Annotated in this window: 15 protein-coding genes; all 15 read left to right on the top strand. The window is 69.0% G+C overall.

Annotation, left to right across the window (positions count from 1 at the left end; translation table 11 throughout):
• The first annotated feature begins 3 nt into the window (after nucleotides 1–3).
• On the top strand, nucleotides 4–1,476 hold the full coding sequence (locus QN152_05375; GenBank protein MDR7538950.1) for an efflux RND transporter periplasmic adaptor subunit: 1,473 nt from the start codon (nucleotides 4–6) through the stop codon (nucleotides 1,474–1,476).
• 48 nt (nucleotides 1,477–1,524) lie between these two features.
• A complete protein-coding gene (locus tag QN152_05370; GenBank protein ID MDR7538949.1) occupies nucleotides 1,525–2,184 on the top strand; it encodes an ABC transporter ATP-binding protein in 660 nt (219 codons plus the stop codon).
• Nucleotides 2,181–3,392: an ABC transporter permease gene (locus tag QN152_05365; GenBank protein MDR7538948.1), complete on the top strand. Its 1,212-nt coding sequence runs from the start codon at nucleotides 2,181–2,183 to the stop codon at nucleotides 3,390–3,392. Before QN152_05370 ends, QN152_05365 begins: the two co-directional genes overlap by 4 nt.
• Nucleotides 3,393–3,411: 19 nt before the next feature.
• Nucleotides 3,412–3,882, top strand: coding sequence for a hypothetical protein (locus QN152_05360; protein MDR7538947.1), 471 nt, complete (start codon nucleotides 3,412–3,414; stop codon nucleotides 3,880–3,882).
• A 151-nt stretch (nucleotides 3,883–4,033) separates the two neighbouring features.
• Entirely contained in the window at nucleotides 4,034–4,750 is a 717-nt protein-coding gene (locus QN152_05355; GenBank protein MDR7538946.1) for a FadR/GntR family transcriptional regulator, read from the top strand.
• Nucleotides 4,751–4,760: 10 nt separating this feature from the next.
• A complete protein-coding gene (locus tag QN152_05350; protein ID MDR7538945.1) occupies nucleotides 4,761–5,957 on the top strand; it encodes a 4Fe-4S dicluster-binding protein in 1,197 nt (398 codons plus the stop codon).
• 3 nt (nucleotides 5,958–5,960) lie between these two features.
• Nucleotides 5,961–7,187, top strand: coding sequence for a pyruvate ferredoxin oxidoreductase (locus QN152_05345; protein ID MDR7538944.1), 1,227 nt, complete (start codon nucleotides 5,961–5,963; stop codon nucleotides 7,185–7,187).
• A 16-nt stretch (nucleotides 7,188–7,203) separates the two neighbouring features.
• Nucleotides 7,204–8,229 (top strand): thiamine pyrophosphate-dependent enzyme, encoded by a 1,026-nt coding sequence (locus QN152_05340; protein MDR7538943.1) that lies wholly within the window; start codon nucleotides 7,204–7,206, stop codon nucleotides 8,227–8,229.
• Nucleotides 8,230–8,401: 172 nt separating this feature from the next.
• Nucleotides 8,402–9,439 carry a tripartite tricarboxylate transporter substrate binding protein gene (locus QN152_05335; GenBank protein MDR7538942.1) on the top strand — a complete coding sequence of 346 codons (1,038 nt, stop codon included), beginning with the start codon at nucleotides 8,402–8,404 and terminating at the stop codon, nucleotides 9,437–9,439.
• A gap of 47 nt (nucleotides 9,440–9,486) precedes the next feature.
• Complete coding sequence (locus QN152_05330) at nucleotides 9,487–9,966, top strand: tripartite tricarboxylate transporter TctB family protein (GenBank protein ID MDR7538941.1); 480 nt, start codon at nucleotides 9,487–9,489, stop codon at nucleotides 9,964–9,966.
• Nucleotides 9,967–9,969: 3 nt separating this feature from the next.
• Nucleotides 9,970–11,514, top strand: a complete 1,545-nt coding sequence (locus QN152_05325) for a tripartite tricarboxylate transporter permease (GenBank protein ID MDR7538940.1) — start codon at nucleotides 9,970–9,972, stop codon at nucleotides 11,512–11,514.
• 144 nt (nucleotides 11,515–11,658) lie between these two features.
• Entirely contained in the window at nucleotides 11,659–14,016 is a 2,358-nt protein-coding gene (locus tag QN152_05320; GenBank protein ID MDR7538939.1) for a sodium-translocating pyrophosphatase, read from the top strand.
• Between the two features lie 18 nt (nucleotides 14,017–14,034).
• Nucleotides 14,035–16,092: an APC family permease gene (locus QN152_05315; protein MDR7538938.1), complete on the top strand. Its 2,058-nt coding sequence runs from the start codon at nucleotides 14,035–14,037 to the stop codon at nucleotides 16,090–16,092.
• A 40-nt stretch (nucleotides 16,093–16,132) separates the two neighbouring features.
• Nucleotides 16,133–17,089, top strand: coding sequence for a tellurium resistance protein TerC (locus QN152_05310; protein MDR7538937.1), 957 nt, complete (start codon nucleotides 16,133–16,135; stop codon nucleotides 17,087–17,089).
• The gene (locus QN152_05305) at nucleotides 17,090–17,761 is read left to right on the top strand and encodes a lysophospholipid acyltransferase family protein (GenBank protein ID MDR7538936.1); all 672 of its coding nucleotides are present in this window, start codon (nucleotides 17,090–17,092) and stop codon (nucleotides 17,759–17,761) included.
• The last annotated feature ends 11 nt before the right edge of the window (nucleotides 17,762–17,772 follow it).

The raw sequence follows: 17,772 nt of genomic DNA, 5'->3' as shown, positions 1-17,772 counted from the left end.
CCGGTGAGACGGGTCGCCGTCGTCGTGGTGGTAGTCGCCCTCCTGGCCACCGCCGCCTGGGTGGTGCGCGGGCGAACGGGGGCGCGGGCCCCGGCGCAGGGGCGGCGCACGGCGGTGGTTGTGCGCGGCGACCTGGTGGTCAGCGTCTCCGGGACCGGCACCCTGCAGCCCTACGCCCAGGTGGAGGTGCGCTCGCGGGCCACGGGCACGGTGGCGGAGTTACGTGTCCAGGAGGGGGACCACGTGAACCGCGGGCAGCTGCTGGCGGTGATTGAAGACGAGGACGCTCGCGCCGCCTACGCGGCGGCCACGGCGCAACTGGCCGTGGCCCGGGCGCGGCTGGACCAGTCCCGCCGCAGCCTGGCCGCCGCCCGGGCGCAGAACGCCGCCAGGGTGGCCCAGGCCGAGAAGGCCCTGGCCACGGCGCAGGCCCGCCTGGCCCAGGTTCTGGCTGGCTCCCGCCCCGAGGAGGTGGCGCAAGCGGGCGAGGCGCTGCGGCAGGCGGAGCTAGCCCTGGACCTGGCGCGGCAGAACCTGGAGCGGACGCAACAGCTCTACGCCGCCGGTTTCGTCCCCCGCGTCGAGTTGGACCAGGCGCAGAACCACTCCGCCGTGGCCGAGGCACAGGTGCGCGCGGCCCGGGCGCGGCTACAGGCGCTGGAGGCGGGGAACCGGGCGGAGGATATCGCCGTAGCCCGGGCGCAGGTGCGCGAGGCTGAAGCCACCCTGGCCGCCGCCGCGGCAGCGCGGCTGCAGGAGGACGCGCTGGCCGCGGACGTGGCCGCAGCCGAAGCGGCGGTGCGCAGCAGCAGCGCCCAGTGGGCTCAGGCCCGTGACCGGCTGCGGGAGACGCAGATCACCGCGCCCATCTCCGGCATCATCGCCGTGCTGGCCGTGCAGCGGGGGCAGTCGGTGATCGGCGGACTGACGGGGGGCACCCTCGTGCTGACCATCGCAGACCTCCGGGTCATCCAGGCCCACGTGCCTGTGGACGAGGCGGACGTGGCCCAGATCCGGCCGGGGATGGCCGTGCGTATCACCGCCGACGCCCTGCCCGAGCGGACTTTCGCCGGGCGCGTGGAGCGCATCGCCCCTCAGTCCACTGTGGTGCAGAACGTCATCCAGTTCAATGTGGTGGTGACGCTGCAGGACCCCGACCCCGCGCTACGGCTGGGGATGTCGGTAGACGCGGAGTTCCTCATCAGCGAGCGTAAGGGCGTCCTGCTGGTCCCCACCGAGGCGGTCCGCGGCACCGACCGCAGGCAGGTCCTCGTCGTGGACGGCGAGGCTTTGGTTCCCGTTCCCGTGGAGACGGGCGCGACCAATGGGCGCTTCGTGGAGATCATCCGCGGCCTGCGGGAGGGGCAGGTGATCTACCTGGGCCCCGCGGCCGCCCCCGGCAGGAGCACCGCGCCGCAGCCGATCAGCCCCTTTCAGCCGCAGTTTCCGCGGCGCACGGCACCGGGGCGGAACTAAGCGTCGGTGGTACTCATCGAGCTGGAGAACGTGGAGAAGGTTTATCGGATGGACGGGGTGGAGGTACGAGCCCTGCGCGGCGTGACCATGACCATCGCCTCCGGGGAGTTTGTGGCGATCATGGGGCCCAGCGGCTCGGGGAAGTCCACCTGCCTGCACATTATGGGGTGCCTGGACCGGCCCACTGCAGGGACCTACCGGCTGGAAGGGGTCGATGTGACCACGCTCCCGGATGCGGCGCTGGCGCGCCTGCGCAGCCGGCGGCTGGGGTTCGTCTTTCAGTCCTACAACCTGCTGCCGCGCCTGCCGGCGGTGGAGAACGTGGAGTTGCCCATGATCTACGCCGGTGTCCCCGACCGCCGCGCCCGTGCCCTGGCTGCCCTGGAGGCGGTGGGCCTGCGGGAGCGCGCCCGCCACCTGCCCACCCAGCTCTCAGGTGGAGAGCAGCAACGCGTTGCCTTCGCCCGTGCTCTGGTCATGTCCCCGGCCATCATCCTGGCGGATGAGCCTACCGGGAACCTGGACTCCGCGGCGGCGCGCGAGATCATGACCCTGGTGCAGCGCCTCTCCCGGGAGGGAATGACCATCGTCCTGGTCACCCACGACGCGGAGATTGCCTCCTGCGCCCGCCGGCTGATCCAGTTCCGCGATGGTCGGGTGGTGCGGGATACGCCGGTACGCGGGGGCGGGGGCCGGCCAGCTCCATGAACGTCGCCGTCAGCATCCGCATCGCCTGGCGGTCCATCGCCGCCAACACGCTGCGCTCGCTGCTCACCATGCTGGGGGTTATCATCGGCGTGGCTTCCGTGGTGGCCATGGTGGCCATCGGCCAGGGGGCGCGCCACGCGGTCACGCAGCAGGTGGAGGCCCTGGGCAGCAACCTGCTCACGGTTTTTGCCGGGGTGCAGCGCTTTGGCGGCGTGGCCACGGCGGGACCGGTGCGGACCCTGACCCTGGCGGACGCGGAGGCCATCGCCGCGGAGGTGCCCAACGTCGCCGGCGTCAGCGCCGAGTTCTCCCGCCAGGCACAGGTGCTTTTTCGCGAGCAGAACACCAGCACGCAGATCTCCGGGGTCACCCCCCAGTTTGCTGCCGTGCGCAACTTCCACCCGGTGGCCGGGTCGTTCATCACCGAGGAGGACATGCGCCGCCGCGCCAGGGTGGCGGTGCTGGGCCAGACGGTGGCCCGCCAGCTCTTTGGGGACGCCGACCCGGTGGGGCAGCAGGTCAAGATCCGCGGCGTCACCTTCACGGTCATCGGCCTCATGGAGCCCAAGGGGGCCACGGGCTTCTTCGACCGTGACGACGTGGTCTTCGTCCCCCTGTCCACGGCCCAGCGGCGCCTCTTTGGCGTCGACTACGTGCGCAGCATCTACATCCAGGTGGCCTCCGCCGCGGCGATGGAGGCCGCCCAGAACGACGTGGCTGCGCTGCTCCGCAGGCGGCACCGGCTAGGGCCCGACCAGGAGGACGACTTCACCATCCGCAGCCAGGCTGACGTGCTGCAGGCCATCACCGGGGTCACCCGGACGATGACCCTCCTCCTGGGCGGCATCGCCGCCGTCTCCCTGATCGTGGGAGGAATAGGCATCATGAACATCATGCTGGTCTCGGTGACGGAGCGGACCAGGGAGATCGGCATCCGCAAGGCCGTGGGCGCGCGGACGCAGGACATCCTCGCGCAGTTCCTGGTGGAGTCGGTCCTGTTGAGCACAAGCGGCGGCCTGGTGGGCATCCTGGCAGGCATTCTCGGCTCGCGTCTGGTGACGCGGTTCGCCGGCTGGGCCACCCTGCTCCCCCCGCAGGCGGTACTGCTGGCCTTCTCCTTCGCCGTGGCGGTGGGGGTATTCTTCGGGCTGTACCCGGCGCAGCGGGCGGCACGGCTGGACCCCATCGAGGCGCTGCGCTACGAGTAGCGCTCGCCGGGGGAGCGGCATGCGTAGATACCGGTGGTGGATTGCGGCGTCGGCCCTCGTCGCACTCCTGGCCCTGGCAGGGGGCGCCTACTACCTGGCGCGCAGCCGGCTGGCCCCGGCGCGCCCTGCCGACCCGGGGCTGGCCATCGTTCTGGCCATCCGGATACTGGAACGGGATCCGGCTACCCGGCTGACCCGCGAGCAGGCGGTGGCGATCCTGCCGCTGCTCCGCGCCCTGCAGGAGGTGCCGCCTGGGGATGCCGAGGCGGCCGCAGCCTTCGCCCGAGCCGTCCGTGATCGCTTCACCCCGGAGCAGCGGGCGGCCCTCCGGGCCGTCCGGCAGCGGGGAGGGGCAGGCCCCGGAGGGACGGCAGGCCCGGGTCCCGGCCTTCCCGGCGCCCCGCGGCGCCTTGGGCCTGAGCAGCGGGCGCAGCTTCGGGGACGGCTCCTCCAGGAGACCATCCGCGCCCTGGAGGAGCGCGCGCGCTGAGGCCATTGCGGTCACCAAAGCGGCGGTCGCTGCCATTCCGCCCGCTGCCCACTGGTGAGCCAGCACATCCGCTTGACGCCGCGGATCGGGTATGAGATGGTTTGGTCAGGCCATTGGATGACCGACCACTGCCCCAGTTCGGAGTGGGAAGGTGAAGGCGCTTGCCATCGCGCCCCGGTTCCAGCCGGTGCGCCGCACACGCGTCTACGAGGCCGTCGCCGCCCAGATCCAGGCACAGATCGCGGAGGGGCGCCTGCGCCCCGGTGACCGCCTGCCTCCCGAACGTGAGCTGGCCCAGGCCTTCGGGGTCAGCCGTGACTCGGTGCGCGACGCCATCCGGGTGCTGGAGCTGGCCGGCCTGGTGGTGCCCCGCCAGGGCGAAGGGACCGTGGTGCGGGAGCTCACCCTCGATTCTGTGGTCTCCCCCCTGGCGTCGGCGCTCCTGCAGCGCAGGGACCTGCTCTTCGACCTGCTGGACGCACGCCGCATCATCGAGCCCGCGCTGGCCTACCGGGCGGCACAGCGGGCCTCGGAAGAGGACATCCGGGCGATGGCGGAGATCCTGCGGCGCCAGGCGGCGAAGGTGCGGGTGGGGGAGCCGGGGATCGACGAGGACACCGCCTTCCACTACCGCCTGGCCACCGCCGCGCGCAACCAGGTGATTCTGAAGGTGATGGACGTGCTGATGGACCTGCTGCGAGAGGGGCGGGCGCGCTCGCTGCAGGTGCAGGGGCGACCGCAGCGCTCCCTGGAAGGCCACCGCCGCATCCTGGCGGCGCTGCGACGCCGCGATCCGGCAGGGGCGCAGCGGGCCATGGAGCAGCACCTGGAGGAGATCGGGCAGATCCTGCAGCGCCTGCAGGCTTAGGGAGGTAGCGATGGCGACTCATTCGGTGGAAGTGGTCTACCGCGGGATCTTCCAGAAGACCCTGGCCAAGAACATCACCCGCGGCATCGTCCTGGCCGCGGTAAAGCAGGGCAAGATCGGCATCGCCTTCGGCCGCTACGGCGACAGCCCCGAGCGCAACGGCATCCCCGCCAAGAACTTTGCCATCGTCGCCGACAACGAAGAGGAACTGCAGGCCAGCATGGCCCAGTACGAGCCTAAGAGCGTGGACCTGACCGTCGCGCTGGACGACACGCTGTGCAAGGGGGTAGAGTCCTGGGCCTGGTACGGGCTGCAGCCCATCAACAGGCTGACCAGGCCCGGCGGGTATCTCCTGGTGACCACCATGCTGGACTTCGCCGACCTGCTGCAGATGGCTCACGCCCGGGAGCAGCCCTACCACCTGGCCCTGGTCCGCGGCCTGCCGTCGTTCTCCGGGCTGTGGGTGTACAAGGACGACCACACCGATGTGCGGGTGCTGGGCGCCGTCTCCCGCCTCCTGCCAGACCTGGTGAGCCTGGAGGCGGTGGAGGCGGCCATCCGACAGGAGTGGAAGAGCGAGCAGAAGGTGGCCTCGGCCCGCAAGGCCTACGAGCGCGTGGAGGTCATGGCCGTAGCCCCCGGGGTGGGTGACCGCCGCAGGCCCTACGAGTTCGAGCTGCCCCGGTGGTGGGAGCTGCGGGAAGGGGTGACCATTCCCGCCATCGTCCCCGGGGAGGCCTTCCCCGACCCGACCACGGGCGCAGTGGGTGGGTGGCGGCCGGCGCGCAACCCGTACTTCAAGAAGTTCAGCACGCGCACCATGCGCCCCGTGATCGATTTCGAGGCCTGCATCAAGTGCACGCTCTGCTGGTTGCAGTGTCCCGACTCCTGCTTCGACGTCACCCCGGACGGATACTACGACGCCAACATGGAGGCCTGCTGCGGCTGTGGGGTGTGCGAGGCGGTGTGTCCGGTGGACAACTGCATCACCATGGTGAACGAGGCGGCCTTCACCAACAATGACAGCCAGTGGGCCGCCTGGAAGCGGGACCGGGAGGCGTACCGGGCCTGGGTGCGGGAGAAGATCCAGCACCGGCCGGAGCGCTCCCACGGCTTCCAGCAGCGCGGGCAGTACGAGCGGCAGATCCGGGAGATGGCGGCCGCGGCTGTGGGAGGGCCTGCGGTCAGGGAGCGTACAGGAGGCTGAGCCATGGCCAAGGTTGCGCAGCGGAGTGAGCCGGCGGAGACGGAGCGGGAGGAGCTGATCAGCGGCAGCGAGGCCATCGCCGTGGCCTGCAAGCTGGCGGATGTGGACGTCATCACCGCCTACCCCATCCGGCCCTACGACACGGTAATGCAGTACGTGGCCAGGCTGGTGGCCAACGGAGAACTGGACTGCGAGTACATCGTCGCCGAAAGCGAGCACTCGCAGTTCGAGATCGTCAAGCATGCCTCTGCGGCCGGAGCACGGGTCTTCTGCGGCAGTAGCGGTGTGGGCTGGATGTACGCCTTCGAGGCGCTCACCGTGACGCCGGCTTTGCGCATCCCCCTGGTGGCCATGGTGGGCAACCGGGCGCTGGACGACCCCGGGGCCTTTGGGGTGGAGCACAACGACGCCCTGGCCGTGCGCGACCTGGGGTGGCTGCTGGTCTGGGTGGACACGGCGCAGGAGGCTCTGGACACGGCGCTTATTGCCTGGCGGGTGGCGGAGGACCGGCGGGTCTTCCTCCCCTGCGCCATCGGCTGCGACGGCGCCTTCCTCACCCACTCCCAGTCCATCGTCAGGGTCCCCCCGTCGTCCTGGGTGCGCCAGTTCCTCCCTCCCTACAACCGAGGCGACCTGCTGCTGCACCCGGACAACCCCATCACCGTGGCGCCGCAGGTGAACGAGGACTGGCTGATGGAGCTGCGCAAGCACAACGACGAAGCCATGACCCGGGCGCGGCAGGTGCTGCGCGAGGCCTACACCGACTTCGAGCGCATCTTCGGCCGGACCTATGGCAACCCGTTCTTTGAAGAGTACCAGACCGAGGACGCCGAGGTGGTGCTGGTGGGCATGGGGACGCTCTCCATGCCGGTGAAGGTTGCCGTGCGGCAGATGCGCCAGCAGGGGCTGCAGGTGGGGTTCGTCCGCCTGCGCTGGTTCCGTCCCTTCCCCACCCAGGAGCTGGCGGCCACCCTCTCCCGCTTCCGCGCGGTGGGGGTGATCGACCGGGACTACTCCTTCGGCTCCCCGCACAGCAGCGGCGTGCTGGCCAACGAGATTCGCGCCGCCCTCTACAGCGCGCCGGCCCGCCCGCCGCTAGTCGCCTTCATCTGCGGGCTGGGCGGTCGCGAGGTCACCGTGCCCAACGTGCGGGAGATGACCGAGCTGGTCCGCCGCGCCGCTGCCGGCGAGCCGGTGGAGAGCACTTACTGGATCGGGATCCGGCAGTAGAGGAGGAGTGAGTACCATGGCCGAGGCCATCGCCACCACCCCGCTCCCCACCCTGGAGCCCTTTAAGGGCGTGAAGAAGGTGCCGCTGGGGGAGTACTTCACCTCCGGCCACCGCACGTGCCAGGGCTGCGAGTCCGCCCTGGTGATGAGGCTGATGGTCAAGGCGGCCGGACCGCGGACCATCGTCCTGGGGTCCACGGGGTGCATGTACGTGGCCAACACCACCTACTACAGCACCTCCTGGGTGGTCCCCTGGATGCACACGCAGCTTGGGTCCAGCGGCTCCGCCGGGCTGGGCACGGCCGCCGCCCTGCGGGCACTGATGCGCAAGGGGAAGCTGCCCACCGAGCCCATCAACGTCATCGCATTCTGCGGGGATGGGGGGGGTGCGGACATGGGTCTGTCGGCCATCTCCGCCGCCCTCACCCACACCGAGTACAACTTCCTCATCCTCCTCTACGACAACGAGTCCTACGCCAACACCGACATCCAGCTCTCCGGCCTCACCCCTTACGGCGCGCACACCACCTTCAGCCCTCCGGGGACGGCCAAGCGCATCCTGCACCAGCGCTGGAAGAAGAACGTGGCCGGGATGCTGGCCGCCGGCCATCCCTCCTGCCGCTATGTGGCCACCGTTTGCGCCAGCTACGCCGTAGAGATGATGAACCGCGTGCGCAAGGCTCTCTCCATCGGCGGCCCCACCTTCATCCACTCCCTGGACCCCTGCCCCAAGGGATGGGACTACGACCCCATGCTCTCCCACGAGCTGGGCGAGCTGGCCGTGGAGTGCGGCATCTGGCCCCTCTACGAGGTGGAGGACCACAAACTGAAGTTGTACGGTCGGACCAAAGGCATCGCCCAGGGACGGTCGAAGCGCCGGCCGGTGCGCGACTACCTGGTGCGGCAGGGGCGCTTCGCCCACTTTACCGACGACGACATCGACTACTTCCAGGCCAAGGTCGACGAGATGTGGGAGCGCTGGATCATCCCCGGGGTCATACCCTTTGCCAGCGAGATCACCAACGGGAGGAGTCCGGACTGAGAGGCAGGCTTGAGCCGGCGAGGAATCCGGTGAGTGACGAAGCCCGTTCGCCGCGAGCCGTTGCAGCAGACGGGCTTCGCGTTTATCAATTTTTGACTGATGCACTTAAGAATAGGCTTTCGCCCGGCAGGGTGGAGCAAGCAGGATCACTCCAGCGTCGGAGGTGAGGAAGGTGAGTCGGAAACTGCCCTTACGGCTGGCTGTGGTGCTGGTGCTGCTGGTGGGGCTGGTCGCACCGCCCGGGCCGGTTGCGGGAGCCTCAGCCTTTACCCCCCGCCGGCCTGTGGAGTTCACCATCCCCGCAGGGACCGGCGGGGGCGCCGACCAGCAGGCGCGCTTCATGTCCCCGCTCATCGAGAAGTACCGCCTCTCCCCGCAGCCCTTCATTCCGGTGAACCGGCCGGCGGGTGCCGGGGCCCAGGCGTTTCTCTTCCTGGTGGACAAGGCGGGGGACTCGCACACCATCCTCATCACCCTGGACAACCTCTTTGCCACCCCCGTGGCCCAGGTTATCCGCAACCGGGACGGCACGCGCTTCACCTGGCGCAGCCTCACCCCCATCGCCCGGCTGTTGCTGGACAACTTCGTCCTTACGGTGCACAACGACTCCCCCTGGAAGACGGTGGCGGAGTTCCACGCCGCGGCCAGGGCGGCGCCCCGGGGGAGCATCAAGATGGCCGGCACAGGATCCAAACAGGAGGACGAGATCATCATGGTAATGCTGGAGCAGGCCTGGGGCGTGGACTTCACCTATGTGCCCTTCCCCGGCGGTGGAGCGGTGGCCGCTGCCCTGGTGGGCAAGCAGGTGGACTTCACCGTGAACAACCCCCTGGAGATGGTCGGCCACTGGGAAGGCGGGCGGTTGCGGCCGCTGGCCATCTTCGCCAGCGAGCGCGTCCCCCTGCGGAAGCCGGTGGTGGGTAACACAGCCTGGGGGGACATCCCCACCATGAAGGAGCTGGGCTTTCCTATCGAGTACCAGATGCTGCGCGGCATCTTCGGTCCCAAGGACATGCCCGCTGAGGCCGCCGCTTTCTACCGCGATGTCTTTGCCAGGCTGATGGACACCCCGGAGATGGCGGACTTCATCGAGCGTGGCGCGTTCACCAAGGCGTTCCTCACCGGGCCGCAGTACGTGGCCTGGCTGGAGCAGAAGGACAGGACGGTGATCGACCTGATGGTCAAGGGCGGTCTGGCGCCCAAACCTTAGCAGAAGTGGCGGGGGGCTACAGGCTCCCCCGCCACACTAGAGGCGACATGCGGCGGGCGGAGATACTGATGGCCCTGGCCCTCTCCCTGGGGGCGGGCGCCTTGCTGCGCCAGGCGCTGCGGCTGCCCATCGGCTGGACGGCGGTGGGTCCGGGAGCCGGGTTCTTTCCCTTCTGGCTGGCGGTGGGGGTTGCTGTCTGCGCCGTGATCCTGCTGGGGCAGGGCCTGCGCGCGCCTCTGACCGAGGAGGGCGGCGCGCCCTTCATCCCCTCTGGAGCCTGGAAGCCCCTGCTGGCCGTCTTCCTGCCCATGGCCGCCGTCGTGGCCCTGGTGGACTACCTGGGAATCTACCTGGGAGGCGCGCTCTACCTGGCGGGGTACACCTGGCTGGTGGGACGGCACCGCTGGCATACCATCCTGCCGGTCAGTGTCCTGGTGCCGCTGGTTCTGTTCCTGATCTTCGAGAAGTGGTTCCTCCTCCCCCTGCCCAAGGGGGTCGTTCTAGAATACTTCCTTTACGGGCGATAGGCCATGCCGCTGCTGTCAGTCTTCAACGACCTGCTCTTCGGGCTGGGGGTAGCCCTTACCCCCTTCAACATGACCGTGGCGGTGGTGGGGCTGATCCTGGGGACGGCCATCGGTGTCCTCCCGGGGCTCGGCGGCACCAATGGGGTGGCCCTGCTCCTGCCCCTCACCTTCACCCTGCAGCCGACCTCGGCGATCATCCTGCTGGCCTCGGTCTACTGGGGCGCCATCTTCGGCGGCGCCATCACCTCCATCCTTTTCAACATTCCCGGCGAACCATGGTCCGTGGCCACCACTTTCGACGGCCACCCCCTGGCCAAGCAGGGCAAGCCGGGAATCGCCCTGACCGCAGCCTTCACCTCGTCGTTTATCGGCGCGCTGGTGTCGATCATCCTCTTCACGTTCTTTGCTCCCCCGCTGGCGGAGCTTGCGCTGCGGTTTGGGCCGCCGGAGAACTTCGCCGTCCTCCTGCTGGCCTTCGCCACCTTCACCGGGCTGGGAGGGGGAAACCCGGTGAAAACCGTCCTGATGACGCTGCTGGGGCTGCTGTTGAGCACGGTCGGCTTCGACATCGTCACCGGCCAGCCGCGGATGAACTTCGGCCTGATCTCCCTGCAGAGCGGGGTCAACTTCGTGGTCATCGCCATCGGCCTGTTCGGGCTGGGGGAGATCTTCCTCACCGTGGAGGAGGGCCTGCGCCTGGAAGGCATCCGCGCCCGGCTCAGCTTCCGGGACCTGGTGGAGACATGGAGGCAGTTTCCGCGCTACGCCGCCACCATCGTCCGCAGCACGATCCTGGGCTTCTGGATCGGTGTCCTGCCCGGGACCGGGGCCACACCGGCCTCCTTCATGAGCTACGGCCTGGCCCGCCAGTTCAGCCCGCACCCGGAGCGCTTCGGCAAGGGGGAGGTGGAGGGGGTGGTGGCCCCGGAGACGGCCGCGCACTCTGCGGGCATCGGGGCGCTGTTGCCCATGGTCACCCTGGGCATCCCCGGTTCGCCCACCGCCGCAGTGATGCTGGCGGGGTTCTTCATCTGGGGGCTGAACCCCGGGCCGCTGCTCTTCCAGACGCAGCGGGAGTTTGTATGGGGACTGATCGGTTCGATGTATATCGCCAACGTCATCGGCGTGCTCATAGTGCTCACACTGGTGCCGGCCTTTGCTGCCATCAACCGCATCCCGTTTGGCATCCTGGCCCCGCTGATTGTAATCATGTCCAGCATCGGCGCCTACGCCGCCAACAACCAGATCCTGGACCTGTGGATCATGCTGGGATCGGGGGTGGCCGGCTACCTCTTCAAGAAGCTGGGCTACCCGCTGGCCCCGCTGGTGGTGGCCCTGGTGCTGGGGGACATGACGGAGCAGGCGCTGCGGCAGACGTTGATCATGGGGCGGGGGTCCCCGGCCATCTTCCTCGGCCGCCCCATCGCCCTGGGCTTCTTCCTCGCCGCCGCTCTGCTCTTCGCCCTACCCGCTCTCCGGCCGCTGTGGCGGCGGGCCCGCCCGCCCGCGGAAGCCAAGGAGGCAATGGAGGCCGGCTCGCTCCGCTGATACCCCCCGCAGTCCCCTGCCTCCTGCCGAAGCTCATGTCCGTGACCACCATCACGGTTGCCCGGCTGCTGCAGGCCGGGTGTACACTAGGAACGCTGACTGAAACCCGTCCGCCCGGACGAGGCTGTTCGGGAGAGGTTGCACATGACTGAAGGCGTAAGCGAACGGGCACTGACCCTGCCCCACTTCGGCCCCCTGGAGAACCTCCTGCTGTGGGCCGTGCTGGTGGCGGCACTGCTGGCGCTACTCTACGGCGGGTGGCTGCGGGCGCGCGTGGTGCGCCGTGATCCGGGGACGCCGACGATGCAGGCGGTGGCGGGAGCCATCCAGGAGGGGGCGCTGGCCTACCTGAACCGACAACTGCGCACCATGCTGCCCGTTATCATCCTGCTCACGGCGGGCCTTTATCTCCTCTACCGCCCCATCTACGCTGAGAACCCGACGCTGGCCATCGGGGTAGCCGGGGCCTTCCTGCTGGGCTGCTTGGCCTCCTACGGCGCCGGCCGGGTAGGGATGACCTCGGCCGTGCAGGGAAACGTGCGGGTGGCCAGCGCGGCGCGCCGCAGCTACCGCGAGGCGCTGGAGATTGCCTTCCAGGCCGGGACAATCTCGGGCATGTTCACGGTGGGGCTGGGACTGGTGGGCGCCACTGTGATGTTCATGCTCTTCCGCGAGAACGCCATGCGGGTGCTGGTCGGCTTCGGTTTTGGCGGGTCACTGGTGGCGGCGTTCATGCGCGTGGGCGGCGGCATCTACACCAAGGCCGCAGATGTGGGCGCCGACCTGGTGGGGAAGGTCGAGGTGGGCATCCCCGAGGACGACCCGCGCAATGCCGCCGTGATCGCCGACAACGTGGGGGACAACGTGGGGGACTGCGCCGGCATGGCCGCCGACGTCTTCGAGAGTTACGAGGTCACCCTGGTGGCCGCCATCATCCTGGGAGCCGCCACCCTGCTGGATCCGGCCTTCGTGGCCCGCTACGGGGGACCGGCGGTGGCCAGCGCCTTCGCGTTGAAATTGATCATCTACCCGCTGGTAGTGCGCGCCATCGGGGTCTTCGCCTCCCTGGTGGGAACCTGGTCGGTCCGGGGGAAGGATGAGGCAGTGGGCGACCCCATGCGCCCCATCAATATCGGCTTCTGGATCTCCGCGCTGGTGTCCGCCGCCGGGTTCCTGGTGGTGAACTATCTCTACCTGCGGGACCCCACCACCGGCGCGCCGGACTTCCGCTTCTTCTGGGCCACGCTGATGGGGATCGTCCTGGCTGTGGTCATTGGATGGCTCACCGAGTACTTCACCCACGAGGACCGTGCCCCCGTGGGCGAGATCGCCTACGCCACCCGCACCGGTCCGGCCACCATGCTGCTGACGGGCATGGGCTTTGGCCTGGAGAGCAGCGTCTGGGCCATCGTGGCCATCGCCGCCACCATCTTCGGCTCCATGGCCATCTTCGGCGGCAGCGTGGCCCTGGCCGCTTACGGGATCGCGCTGGCCGGCCTGGGGCTGCTGACCACCACGGGATTCATCCTGGCCATGGACACCTACGGGCCCATCGTGGACAATGCCAACGGCATCTTCGAGATGTCGGGCGTGGAGAGAGGCGGCCAGACCCTGGCCGGCCGCATCGTGGCCCGCCTGGACGCGGTGGGCAACACCACCAAGGCGCTGACCAAGGGGTTCGCCATCGCCACTGCGGTGGTGGCGGCCATCGCGCTGTTTCGCTCGTTTGTGGATGAGGCCCGCCTCTTTGTGACCACCGAGCAGCTGCGGCAGGTCGGGGAGCAGGTCACTGAGGTGGTCAGCCGGATCGGCATCCAGGTTAATCTCCCCCAGGTCTTCATCGGACTGCTGATCGGGGGAGCAGTGCCGTTCCTGGTCTCGGCCTTCCTGATTCGCGCCGTGGGACGGTCGGCGTTCCTGGTCGTGGAGGAGGTCCGGCGGCAGTTCCGCGAGATCCCGGGGCTGATGGCCGGCACGGCCCGCCCCGACTACTCCCGGAGTGTGGACATCGTAACGCGCGCAGCACAGCGGGAGCTGCTGAGCCCGGCCATGTTGGCCATCGGCGCCCCGGTCCTGGTGGGGTTCGGGCTGGGTGCTTCCGCCCTGGGGGGCTACCTGGCCGGAGCCATCCTCACCGCGCAGTTGCTGGCGGTCTTCATGGCCAACACCGGCGGGGCCTGGGATAACGCCAAGAAGAAGATCGAAGGCGGGTACCTCGGCGGGAAGGGGTCGGACGCGCACAAGGCCGGAGTCATCGGTGACACCGTGGGCGACCCACTCAAGGACACCGCCGGTCCCGCCCTCAACCCGCTGATCAAGGTGATGAACCTGGTGGCGATTCTGATCGCGCCGGTCATCATCCAGCCGCTCACTGCCACGACGCGCGGGATCGTCGTCGTCCTCGCGGTCCTCACCATCGCTACGGCAGTATTCTTGAGCCGGAGGGCAGCTCTTCAGGCCAGGGAGGCCCCGGTGGCCAGCGTCCCCACGGCGGAGGGCTGAGGCGGGAAAGGCGAGGCCATGCCACTGAGCCAGGTGAAGCGGGTGCTCCTGGGGCCCCCGCTGCCCACACGTCGGATCGTCCACGAGCGGCTCAACAAGATCCAGGGACTGGCGGTATTCTCCTCCGACGCCCTCTCCTCGTCGGCCTACGCCACGGAGGAAATCCTGCTGGCCCTGATGCTGGCCGGACCGTCGGCGCTGCGACTGGCCTGGCCAGTCTCGCTGGCGATTACCAGCGTGCTGGCCATCGTGGTCTTCTCCTACTTCCAGACAGTGCACGCGTATCCCGGCGGCGGCGGCGCGTACATTGTGGCGCACGCCAACCTGGGAGTGTGGTTCGGGCTTGTGGCCGCCGCCGCGCTCATGATCGACTACGTGCTGACGGTCTCTGTCAGTGTCTCCGCTGGCGTGGCGGCCATCACCTCTGCAATCCCCGGTCTGTTCTCCCGTCGGGTCGCGCTGGCGTTGGCTGCGGTGGCGTTGATTGCCGTGGTCAACCTACGCGGTGTGCGTGAGTCCGGCACGGTCTTCAGCGTGCCCACGTACCTGTTCATCGGAATCATGCTGACCTTGGTGGTTCTGGGCGTCTTGCGTACCTGGGGGACGCCCGCGCTCCCCCCGCGGCTGCCCCCGGCGGTGCCTGCAGCGTTTCAACCCCTCACCCTGTTCCTGATCCTGCGCGCCTTCGCCTCCGGCTCGGCGGCCATGACCGGTGTCGAGGCCATCAGCAATGGGGTCATGGCGTTTCGTCCCCCGGAGTCGCGCAACGCCGGAATCACCCTGATCTGGATGGGGGCGATCCTGGGCGTGCTGTTCCTCGGGATCACCTACCTGTCCCAGCATCTGGGCATTGTGCCCACGGCACACGAGACCGTCGTGTCGCAATTGGCACGGGCGGTCTTTGGGGGCGGACTGGGCTACTACCTCACGCAGGCGGCGACGGCCTCGATTCTGATCCTGGCAGCGAACACCAGTTTTGCCGACTTTCCCCGGCTCGCCTCCATCCTGGCCCGTGACCGCTTCTTCCCCCGGCAGTTCGCCAACCTGGGGGACCGGCTCGTGTTCGGCAACGGCATCCTCCTGCTCGCATTCCTCTCCGGTCTGCTCATCTACGTCTTCGATGCCAGCACGCACCAACTGATCCCGCTGTACGCGGTGGGGGTCTTCGTCTCGTTCACCCTCTCACAGAGCGGCATGGTCCGGAAGTGGTGGCGGGAGCGCGGCCGGGGTTGGGCTCACAGTATCATCTTCAACCTCCTCGGGGCGGTGGCCACGGCCATCGTCCTGGTGGTTGTGGTGATGGCCAAGTTTGCTCAGGGCGCCTGGATCGTCGCGCTCCTGGTCCCGGCGCTGATCTGGTTCATGCGGAGCGTCTGGCTGCACTACCGGGACGTGGCCCGGCAGCTGTCGCTGGAGGGGGCGCGCCTGCCCACGGCCGGCTTGCAGCACAAGGTGGTGGTCCCCGTCTCCGGGATCAATCAAAGCGTTCTGCCGGCGCTGCGCTATGCGCAGTCGCTGAGCAAGGACGTGACCGCCGTCCTGGTGGATATGGACCCGCGAGAAACCGCGGAGGTCCGGGCGAAGTGGGAACACTGGGGGATGGGGATTCCGCTGACGGTCCTGGAATCGCCCTACCGCTCCGTCGTTGGGCCCTTCCTGCAGTACTTGAACGACCTGGAATGGGAGGTGGGCTTCGATCAGCAGCTCACCGTCGTCCTGCCTGAATTCGTGCCTGCCCGCTGGTGGCACTTCCTGCTGCACAATCAGAATGCGCTGTTGATCAAGGCGGCTCTCTTCTTCCGCCGGAGATCCGGCACGCGGGTTACGGTGCTCACCGATGTGCCCTTCTACCTCTCGGAAGCGAGGCCGCAGGTGGAGCAGCGCTTCGTGGCGCGGCCCACGCTGCTGGACAGGTGGCTGCTGCTCTCCCTGGGGATGCTGGTCCTCGTCGGGGGCGGCCTGATCCTGGGGATGGTGCTGCGCCTGCCGGTTCTCCAGATGATTTTCGGACTGACCGTGTTGGTCGCACTGAGCCTGGCGATCGGCCTGTTCTTCCTCCGCACGCTCCACGCCTGACGCCTCCCCGGAGCGTGCTCCGGTAGGGTACACTCAAAGGGTGCAGCACGATCCCCTTGCCGTCCTGCTCATCGTCCTCCAGCTCATCTACCTGGAAGGCATCCTTTCCATCGACAACGCTGCGGTGCTGGGGGCCATGGTCGCCCACCTGCCCCGGCACACCCCCATCCCCTGGCCGCGGATCCTCCGTTTCCTGCAGCGGCCGGTACACCGGCTGTTGGGTGGGCAGCGCCCTGCAGCCCTGAAGGTGGGATTGCTGGGCGCCTACCTGGGGAGGGGGCTGATGCTCTTTGTCGCCACCTGGGTGATCCGAAACCGCTGGCTGCTGCTGCTGGGCGGGTTGTACCTGATCAGGCTGGGCGTCGATCACCTGGGGGAGACGCCGGCTGAGGCCCGGGCCGCGGAGGCCAGGGCCCGCGGGGAGAGCGTGCGTCGAAGCGGCCGCCCCTTCTGGTCGGTGGTCCTGGGGGTGGAGCTCGCCGACCTGGCCTTCAGCCTGGACAACGTGGTGGCCGCAGTGGCCCTCTCCCGCCAGTTCTGGGTAGTGATGACCGGGGTGGCTCTGGGGATTATCACCATGCGCTTCGCCGCGGGTATCTTCGTCTACCTCATCGAGCGCTTCCCCGTTCTGGAGGCGGCGGCCTACCTGCTGGTGCTGAGCATCGGCGGAGGGCTGGTGGTCGAAGACTTCTTCCACGTGCGCCCCACCGACGTGCAGCGGTTCCTCATCTCCTTCTCCATCCTGCTGCTTACCCTGACCTACGGGCGCAGCCCGACCCTGCAGCGGCTGGGGCAGCGGCTGCGCTGGTTGCGGCGCGCGCTCGGCTACATTGACCTCCTCTTCGTCTACGCGCTGCGGCCGCTGGCCTGGCTGCTGGCCGGGGCGGTGGCGCTTGGGCGCGCGGTGAGGCGGGCCAGTGCCAGAGTGAGCTTCCCCGCCCCCGACGCGGCGCAGGCACCCGGCCACGGCGAGACGGCCTCTCGCGCCGACGACTAGGTGGTCCCCCGCCAGACCCTGCTCTACCGCCTGGCCTACCGCACCGTCCGGATCCTGCTGCGTCTGGGATTCGGCTTCCAGGTGGAGGGGGCGGCGCGCATTCCCTCGGGCGGAGCACTGGTGGTGGCCAACCACCCCAGCGCCCTCGACCCGGTGGTGCTGGCCGCGGCGCTGCCCAGGCGGGCTCTCTTTATCGGCGCCGCAGAGTTCCTGGCCATGCCGCTGGTGGGATGGGCCATGCGCGCCTACGGCACCATCCCGGTACGCCGCGACCGGATCGACCTGGCCGTGGTAAGGGAGGCGGTGCGCGCGCTGCGGGCCGGCGCGCTGGTCGCCATCTTCCCTGAGGGCAGGGTTTCTCCAGGCGGCGGTTCCCCCAAGGCCGGCGCCGGGATCCTGGCGGCGCGGGCCGATGTGCCCACCGTCCCGGCGGCCATCCTGGGGACGGCGCAGGCCCTACCCCTGGGTTGCTACCTTCCTCGCCGGTCTCAGGTGCGGGTGATCTTCGGGCCCCCGCTGCCCCCGCCACCACCGGCCGACCGCACCGCTGCGGACCGCCTGGTGGAGGAAGCGCTGGGCTGGGCGCGCCGTGCGGTGAGCGGCGCCCTTGACAGCGGCGTGCCCGCTGCTACCGTGGAAGGCAACAGGCGAAGCGAGCACAGCCGGCAGTGATGACTTTCCTG

It is taken from the genome of Armatimonadota bacterium, from assembly GCA_031459715.1.
In the GTDB taxonomy this organism is placed as follows: Bacteria; Sysuimicrobiota; Sysuimicrobiia; order Sysuimicrobiales; family Humicultoraceae; genus Humicultor; species Humicultor tengchongensis.
This window is presented reverse-complemented; position numbering and strand designations above follow the sequence as displayed.